This window comes from Bacteroides sp. (assembly GCF_028690125.1).
Lineage (GTDB): Bacteria > Bacteroidota > Bacteroidia > Bacteroidales > Bacteroidaceae > Bacteroides.
Map to the genome: position 1 here is coordinate 41,483 of NZ_JAQVBV010000037.1, position 9,344 is coordinate 50,826.

Here is a 9,344-nt window from a genome sequence, read left to right on the forward strand (position 1 = left end):
TTCAAATGCGTTTCGATAATAAACAGTTTGAAAGTGGCGTCCAAGCAACGATTAAGTCTTTAACTGGACTTAGGGATGGCTTAAACCTCGAAGCATCAACAAAGAATTTACAAAATTTAGATAAAGCAGGAAGAGCGTTTTCGTTAGAAGGTATCGCTTCTGGTGTTGACGCCATTAACGCAAAATTCTCAGCACTAGGCATTGCCGGTATAACTGCGTTGATGAATATTACAAACAGTGCGTTGAATGCTGGGAAGAGAATAACTTCGGCGTTGACTATCGACCCTATAAAAACTGGCTTTCAAGAATACGAGACCAAGATGAATGCCATCCAAACAATCCTTACCAATACAAAAAGTAAAGGAACTACGATCGATGACGTTAATGAGGCCTTGGCCGAGTTAAACACATACGCTGATAAAACCATATACAACTTCTCAGAAATGACTAGAAACATTGGTACTTTCACAGCAGCCGGTGTGGATCTCGATACCTCTGTTAAATCGATAAAAGGTATTGCCAACTTAGCAGCAGGATCCGGATCAACTGCCGTGCAAGCATCTACTGCCATGTACCAATTATCCCAGGCAATTGGATCCGGTGTAGTAAGACTACAAGACTGGAATTCTGTGCAAAATGCCGGTATGGGCGGTGAATTATTCCAAAACGCGTTGAAAGATACTGCTAAAAGTATGGGTATAGTCGTTGACGAATCTAAATTATTTAGAGACACATTGAAAGATGAATGGTTGACATCCGAAGTTCTAACCAAGACCCTTTCAAAAATGGCAGATGATAAAGATTTATTAGCTGCTGCTCAAGACGTTAAAACCATCACTCAATTATTCGACACCATGAAAGAATCTGTTCAATCGGGATGGGCTGTTTCGTGGGAACACATAATCGGTAATAAAAACGAAGCAACCGAAACATTAACGGCAGTAAGTGATGCCTTCAACAATATTGTAGGCCCAGCAGCGGATGCTAGAAATGCATCACTAGCGTTTTGGCATGATAATGGTGGGCGAGAAGCTCTTATTAAGGGTTTATCGAACGCCTTTAAAGGTTTACAATCTATCATGAAACCTATTCGTGATGGATTCAAAGAAATATTTCCGTCTATCATTGGTAAACGCTTGATTGAAATAACCGAGCAATTCAGAGATCTGACGGCAAAATTCAAAATGGAAAGTAAAACCATAAGTAATATAAAGGCTACGGCTAAAGGAATATTTTCTATTTTAGATATTGGTCGAATGGCTCTGGTCAATATCACCAAAGTTGCTTTTACACTGGCTTCAAACATGACGCCAATTGTGAGTGGACTATTAAATATAACTGGAGCACTTGGTAGATTTGCAACTGCTATTAGCGATGCTCTTAAAAAATCAGAAACCTTTACCGGCGCCATCGACGCAATAAAAAAAGTATTAGCACCATCAGTAAATGGTATTGGTGAATTATTGAAAAGTTTTGGTGATGCATTGTCTGAACTTGGTTCTATCGATATCATGAATATTGAGAATCTTGGTCCCAAGTTAAAAACAGCCTTTTCTCCAGTGATTGCTATATTCGATTTATTAAGTGTTGCTTTTGATAAAATGATGCCGCTTTTGTCTAACGCTTCTAAAACAGTATTGCAAGCTATAACGAAATTCGTTGACAAAATAACTGACGAATTATTATCTATTGATTTTCAAACAGTAATATCATTACTGAATGGTGCATTAATGGCTGGAATATTGAAAGGCGTTAAAGATTTTATAAAACAATTTTCAGATTTAACTGGATCTGGAAAAAGTATAATTGATGGTTTTTCAGGAATACTTGATGGGGTTAGAGGTTCTTTGGAGTCATATCAAAAGAATCTTCAAGCCAAAACATTAATGACTATTGCTACGAGTATTGCTATTTTAGCAGGTTCACTCGTCGCTTTATCGTTGATAGATTCCAACAAATTGGATAAATCTTTAGAAACATTAACCGTGCTGTTTGCTGAAATGTTTATTTCGAGCGGTATATTTGGTAAAGTTCTTGGAGCGTCTAAAATAGTTGGAGCTACTAAAACCATAATAACAATTCAGGGTTTGGCTATAGCGGTACTTATTTTGGCGAAAGCGCTTGATGAGATTTCAGTTCTTGATTGGGGGCAAATTTCCAAAGGCATTGTAACAATAACGCTGTTGTCGGCAGTATTAGCCCAGTCTGCAAAAACTATTGGTACTAACGCTAAGGGCTTAAGTACTGCAGCTTTCGGATTGATAGGTTTTGCAATCGCGATAAATTTATTGGCGAAAGCTGTTGGTAAATTGGGTGAGATGGACGTACCAGTTCTCGTTAAAGGTCTTGGTAGTATTGCTGTGTTGATTGCAGAGATCGTGTTGTTTATGAAATATGCGGATCTTGATAAAACAGGACCGCTCAAAAGTTTAGCGTTGATAGGTATGGCTGTGGCGTTGAATATATTTGCAGTGGCAGTTTCGGCGTTTGGAAACATGACAGTTAAAGAAATAGGAAAATGTCTAATGGCATTAAGCGGTGTTTTAACTGCGTTAGCCATATTTGTAAACACTACTGGGAACAGTACAGGAGTTATATCAACCGCCATTGGTCTTACAATTCTTGGCGGAGCAATGCTTATATTTGGAAAGGCAATGTCAAATATAGGTTCATTACCATTATCAGTCATTGCTAAAGGTCTTGGCGCAATGTCTATAGCTTTATTCGCAATTTCAAAGACTATGATGCTTATGCCTCCTAATCTGATCGGATCGGCAGTTGGTCTGACTATATTGTCGATTGCGCTTATTGGATTATCAGGGGCTTTGAAGATACTCGGAGAAATGTCTCTTGAAGAGATAGGTAGAGGATTATTAGCCTTGGGTGGTTCGTTGGTCATATTAGCGGTAGGTATGAACTACATGTCAACGGGTTTGGTGGGTGCTGTAGCTATGACCGTAATGGCCGGAGCTATCGCATTATTGGTACCGTCATTACTCCTATTAAGTAGTGTTCCATTAATGGGACTGGTTGCAGGTTTGTCAGCGTTAGCTGGTGTATTTGTAATCGTTGGTGTAGCGACAGTGGTCTTAGCGCCTATGACAGTTACAATGCTGGCGTTAGCCACCGCGATCGGCGTTTTAGGTTTGGGGTTTTTAGCTGTTGGCGGGGGTATGATGTTATTTGCTACCGGTATTGCCCTGTTGGCGAATAATTTAGCTTTGTTTGTTACAGCTCTTGCTACGGCAATTACGGATACCGTGAAAATCATACCACAGTTATTCAACCTTATTTCAGAATCGTTAAAAGCCCTAGCCAAAGTTATTGGTGAGGCGGCTCCCGACATTGTTAAGGCTTTAGTTATATTGTTAGAATCAATGATCGAAGCTGTATCTATAGCCGCACCAAAGATTATTGATCTATTCATAAAGTTATTAATCGATATCTTGACAGCGTTAGAGTCAGCCCTACCCCAAATTGTTGAAAGCGGCGGAAACATTATAATCAGCTTGTTACAAGGTCTCGCTCAAAAATTGCCAGATATTGTTACAGCGGCGGCCGATTTGATAGTTAAATTCATTGAAGGGCTTAATGCTAATCTAGAAAAATTAGTCAACGCTGGATTCGATTTCATAATTTCGTTTTTAAATGGCATTTCAAATGCGATCGAAACAAAATCAGCAGCGTTCGGTTCAGCCATGGGTAGACTTGTTGGTGCGATAGTGTCCGGTTTAGTAAACGGTTTATTATCAGCACTTAAAGAAATTGGAAAAGCTGGAGCGGCTATGGGTAAGAGTGCTCTGGACGGGACAGCAGAAGAACTTGAAATTCATTCACCATCTAAAGCGTTTGACGCCTTGGGTGTGTTTTCGGGTAAGGGTTACATTAACGGTTTGAAAAGCACTCAGCCCGAATTACTTAAAACAACCAAGTCTGTTTTTCAAAATGGAGTATTAGCTCCAGCTAAAGACATGGCGACGGTGATGAATCAGACAATGATTCAGAGTGGATCATCGATTAAAGATTTCATGTCCAGCTATTTAGGTATGACATCCAAGTTGAAAGACACAACACCAATCATGTCTGCAGAAGAAGCTGTAAAGGCTTATTCGAAGCAGTTATATTTGGAGACAGAACAGTATAAAACAGATACTGAAGTTTTAACCGAACATAAGAAAGAACTGTCTGATCTAACGGACCAGTATAGTAAACTGGAGAAAGATCTTAAGAAATCAACAACTAAAGATGAAGCAAAAGATATTCAATCTGAGTTAGAAAAAGTCGGTAAAAGTATAGCCGACACTAAAACAAAAATAATTCAGGATGAAACAGATATTGCTAATCATACAAAAGAAACGTTCGACAACTTAAAGAAATCAATCAGTGATTCGGTTAAAGATTCTATCGATCCGCTCAAGGCCAGTCTCGATACAAACATTGATTTGTTTGCTGAATTCGGTGAAGGTACTGAAGTGGCTGTAAACGATATTTTAAGCAATATGAAGTCACAAGTTGCTGGTGTAAAAACTTGGAATGCTGATCTTGATCGGTTATCGGAAAGTGGATTCGCTAGTGGTCTGATTAAACAGTTACGTGAAATGGGTCCCTCGGGTTCGAACTACGTTAAAGCATTTACAAAAATGACAACAGAGCAGATGAACACGGCTAATACTGAGTTCCAAGAAGCTTCAAAAATGACGGCGTCAACCCTGATTTCAAATTTCGATGATTCTTTAACAGCCGCTAAGAAATGGGCCGAAGACATACAATCGTTATCTAAAACCGGATTACAACAAGGCATAATTGAAGCACTTGGTAAAATGGGTATGGATGGTGCTGAATATGTTACGTCATTTATGAACATGACTCCCGAGCAGATCGACGAATTCAACAAACAGTACGAAGAATATCTAACCTTACCAGATTCCGTATCGAACAGTGTAATGCAATCATTTATGACCGCTGGTTCTAAAGCAGCAATCAAGTTTGCTGAGGCGGTCAAATCCACAACTAATCCAGAAAGCGAAGAAGGCAAAGTGCTTACTGAGACGTCTACAAAACTTGGATCAGATACTGTTAGTAACGTAGTTACCGGCATGACCACAGAAGCAGAAGCGTTGAAAGCTGCATCATCTAAACTGGGAGAAGTTGTGTTTGACGGTTTTAATACTTACCTATCCGAAGCAAAAGGTAAACTATTAGGCGGTTATATTTGTGACGGTCTGATTATCGGTCTTAGTAATAATAAAAATTCGGTTATAGATTCCGCGAAAGCTGTAGCTAAAGCCGCTTATGATGCAGCCAAAGATGAATTAGGTATTGAGTCACCATCAAAAGCTTTTGAAGAAATCGGTATGTATTCCGACAAAGGAATGGCTGTAGGTTTGAGAAAGTTCGCAGGCTTAGTTTCAACAGAAGCTAAAGCAGTTGGCGTTACAGCGGTCTCTGCGTTACAGACGTCGATATCCAAAGTTTCTGATCTGTTAAAGATCGACTTTGATAATCTACCAGTTATTAAACCTGTATTAGACTTGACAAACATCAAAGCCGGTAACCTTGAACTGAACTCATTGTTGAGTGGTGATCGTAGTATATCTCTATCGAGTACCATTGATAAAACCGGAGTTGTATCGAGTGGTATGACGAAGACTTCTGTTCTGGAAAATCAAAATGGAACTATTGTTACCGCCGGATCGACCTACAAATTTGAACAGAATATCTATTCCCCTAAGCCAGTATCAAGAATTGACTTGTACAGGCACACCAAAAATTTACTATCCGTTACGAAAGGTTAGGTGGATAATACGTGATTAAATCAGTAATAATAACAAATCATCTGGGAAAGTCCATCGAACTAGAATTGACTCACCCGGAGAAATCCGGGTTTGTTGTTCTCGAAATAACTGGACTGGGGGCGAGTAAAGCCGATATCAACTCTACAGAGTTGTCAAACAGTGATGGTGCTGTTTATTCGTCAGCACGAGTAAATTCCAGAAATATTGTTTTTAAACTACAAGCATATCCTAATGTGTATCAAACAGCGGAAGATGTTAGACTAGCATCATACAAATATTTTCCTATAAAAAAGAAGATACGAATGATTTTCGAAACGGAAAACCGTATATGCGAAATTTATGGGTATGTTGAATCAAACGAACCAGATATATTTAGCAAAGAAGTAACCATGCAAATTTCTGTAATTTGTCCAGACCCGTATTTTTACTCGGCTGGAGAAAACGGAATTAATATGACTGTTTTCTATGGAGTCGAATCGCTGTTTGAGTTTCCATTTTCGAACGAGTCCCTTACCGAGAACGTTATCGAGTTTGGTGACATAAAGAATGAGACAGAACAATCGATTTATTACACTGGTGATGCTGAAGTTGGCGTTGTTATTTTAATAAATGCGACCGGTGAAGTTTCAGATTTAACAATATATAACGCCACCAGTCGAACCTCGATAGCTATCGATACCGATAGATTAGTTACATTAACCGGATCCAAAATAATCAATGGCGACGAAATAACGATTTCAACAATAAAAGGTCAAAAAAGTATAACGTTACTTAGAAATGGCGAGTACATAAACATCTTAAATTGCATCAATAAAGATTGTGATTGGTTTCAATTGACTTCTGGTGATAATTTGTTTGCTTACACTACCGAATACGGCGTGGAGAATTTACAATTTGTCATCCTAAATCAAACAGTTTACGAGGGGGTCTAGTATGGAAGTTCTTATATTGGATACCCAGTTGGTGTCGACGGGTATTGTTGATACTTTTGAATCGTTGATATGGACCGACCGATATTGTGGATTCGGAGATTTCGAATTATACACAGTTGTCAGCGATGATATGATGAGTCTTTTACAAACCGATAGATATCTATGGTTTAAAGATTCTGAATATGTAATGATAATCGAGGATGTTCGAATCACGTCTGACGTGGAAAACGGAAACCGTTTAACGGTGTCTGGAAGATCTTTAGAGTCTATACTCGAACGTCGTATAGTTTGGACACAAACGATTTTGAGTGGTAATTTTCAAAATGGAATAAAAAAGCTGCTCGATGAAAACATCATTTCACCAACTGACACTACTAGGCAGATTTCAAATTTTATATTTGAAGAGTCCATCGATACAGAGATCACGAGTCTTACGGTGGATTGTCAATTTTATGGCGATAATCTGTACGATACCATTTGTTCATTATGCGAATCGAACAACATTGGGTTTAAAATAACATTGAACGATAACGATCAGTTTGTTTTTAAACTATATTATGGCGCTGATCGATCGTATGATCAAATCGTTAATCCGTATGTTGTATTTTCTCCAAATTTTGATAATCTACGCAACACCAATTATTTAGAATCGACTACCTCATTAAAGACTGTAAGTTTGGTCGCTGGTGAAGGAGAGGGATCTGCTCAAAAAACAACAACTGCTGTGTCTCCTGATGGAGCCGGTGAAGGGTTAACCCGACGAGAAATGTATACAGACGCATCCAGTGTGTCGTCTACGACAGAGTCCGGAACATTATCAAACGCGCAATATTTAGCACAGCTCGAGCAAAAAGGTAGTGAAGACTTAGCCGCTAACGTTGAAACCATATCTTTTGATGGACAGATAGAATCCACTAATATGTATGTGTATGGTCAAGACTATTTTATGGGTGATATAATCCAGATGCAGAACGAATACGGTATCGAAGCTAAAGTTAGAGTTGTCGAATTAATAAGATCACAGAGTGTTGATAGTATTGAGTTATATCCTACTTTCACTACTATATGATAAAGGAGGGTTTTAAATGAGTGTAACTAGCGGGTTTTATAACTCGTTGAATGGTGATCGAAAATACAACACTGTTCAAATATCAAATTTGTTTGATGGTATCATAAACGATGGTATATTTATGTCGATAGGGACGTCCATGATGGGTGTTGCTAATTCCGGAATGTCAGTGAATGTCGGAGTTGGTCGTGCCTGGTTTGATCACACTTGGACTCACAACGATGCCGTTTTGGCAAAAACGCTAAGTGATTCCGATTTACTGTTAAATCGTATTGACGCTATCGTGTTAGAAGTTAATGCTACTGAAGCAGTTCGATTTAATGATATTAAAATCGTAAATGGTACACCAAGTAGTGTCCCTGTAAATCCAACACTTGCGAGTGAACCAGCTTTACACCAGTATCCGTTAGCATATATATATGTTGGGGCTGGTGTTACAGAAATAACCCAAGCTAATATAACAAACATGGTTGGTACAGCGTCGTGTCCTTTCGTGACTGGTGTTTTGGAGACAATAAATATCGACAGTTTGATTGCTCAATGGGAAACGCAATGGTCTGAATGGTTAACCGATACTCAGAACGATACCGCGACATGGACCGCGGACCAAAGAGCTTCGTTCTTAGCATGGGTTGATCAACAACGAACCGATTTTGTAGCATGGGTAACGGTTCTTCAAAATGATATGACCGCGTTTCAAAATGCAAGTGAAACTGATTTTATTACTTGGTTTAATAATGTAAAGGGCCAGTTAAGTACCGATGTGGCTGGAAATTTACAGAACCAAATAAATGCTATCATCGAACAAGAGTTCTATAGATACCATGGATTAATGTCAAAACAGACTGACGTTGTAAAAGACGAGACTGGGTATGTATCATCGGTCGTAGAAACATCTAGCGACGCTATATCAACTACGACGTTCACGAAAACAGACAATGTACAAACAGCAACGACTGAAATTGTCCCGTCCACAGGAACTTTGAATTATACAAAGACCTCAGTTGTCACAACGACTGAAAGCGGATACGCAGTTGCTGAGTCGTTTATATCCACATTTAAAGCTTAAAAGGAGGTTATATTAATGACTATAACCAGAGGCACTACCCCTGAACTGTTTTGTGTTATTCCGGATGAGATATCAGTTAATAATATAAAAGAGATTTGGATTTCGATAGCTCAGATGGGTAAAATACTTGTGGATAGAAAACTCAGTGATGGTGGAATAATCGTCAATGTTCCGAATTTAACATTTAAACTTTCACAGGAAGACAGCCTTAAGTTTGGAACATATTCATCCGCATATTGTGGAGTTCGTATTCTACTCAATGATGGCACAGCATTAGCTTCTAAAAAAGAAGAAGTTGTTATATGCGACGTAGTCAAAGGTGGGGTGATGACCTGATGAGTATTGCTGATGATGGATTTCCAATTGTGTTAGAGTCTAACGAATTGACATTTGAGACTGAGTTTGGTGAAACATTTGATTATAATCAAGCCCGCAATAAGCCTCGAATAAATTCGGTCGAACTTATACATGACAGAAGT

5 protein-coding genes are annotated in these 9,344 nt (G+C 38.8%); all 5 read left to right on the top strand.

What is annotated here, in order from left to right; genetic code table 11:
- The first annotated feature begins 5 nt into the window (after positions 1-5).
- The 5 genes from PHO71_RS19760 to PHO71_RS19780 all read left to right on the top strand — a co-directional run bounded on the left by PHO71_RS19760 (position 6) and on the right by PHO71_RS19780 (position 9,201).
- Complete coding sequence (locus PHO71_RS19760; protein WP_300206643.1) at positions 6-5,795, top strand: tape measure protein; 5,790 nt, start codon at positions 6-8, stop codon at positions 5,793-5,795.
- An 11-nt stretch (positions 5,796-5,806) separates the two neighbouring features.
- A complete protein-coding gene (locus PHO71_RS19765) occupies positions 5,807-6,727 on the top strand; it encodes a phage tail domain-containing protein (protein ID WP_300206645.1) in 921 nt (306 codons plus the stop codon).
- A gap of 31 nt (positions 6,728-6,758) precedes the next feature.
- On the top strand, positions 6,759-7,796 hold the full coding sequence (locus PHO71_RS19770) for a siphovirus ReqiPepy6 Gp37-like family protein (protein ID WP_300206647.1): 1,038 nt from the start codon (positions 6,759-6,761) through the stop codon (positions 7,794-7,796).
- Between the two features lie 121 nt (positions 7,797-7,917).
- Entirely contained in the window at positions 7,918-8,865 is a 948-nt protein-coding gene (locus PHO71_RS19775; RefSeq protein WP_300206649.1) for a hypothetical protein, read from the top strand.
- Positions 8,866-8,880: 15 nt separating this feature from the next.
- A complete protein-coding gene (locus tag PHO71_RS19780) occupies positions 8,881-9,201 on the top strand; it encodes a hypothetical protein (RefSeq protein WP_300206651.1) in 321 nt (106 codons plus the stop codon).
- Positions 9,202-9,344: the final 143 nt, after the last annotated feature.

Coding starts and splice junctions, on each gene's coding strand:
- PHO71_RS19760 (WP_300206643.1), top strand. CDS start 6: ATGCGTTTCGATAATAAACAGTTTGAAAGTGGCGTCCAAGCAACGATT.
- PHO71_RS19775 (WP_300206649.1), top strand. CDS start 7,918: ATGTCGATAGGGACGTCCATGATGGGTGTTGCTAATTCCGGAATGTCA.
- PHO71_RS19780 (WP_300206651.1), top strand. CDS start 8,881: ATGACTATAACCAGAGGCACTACCCCTGAACTGTTTTGTGTTATTCCG.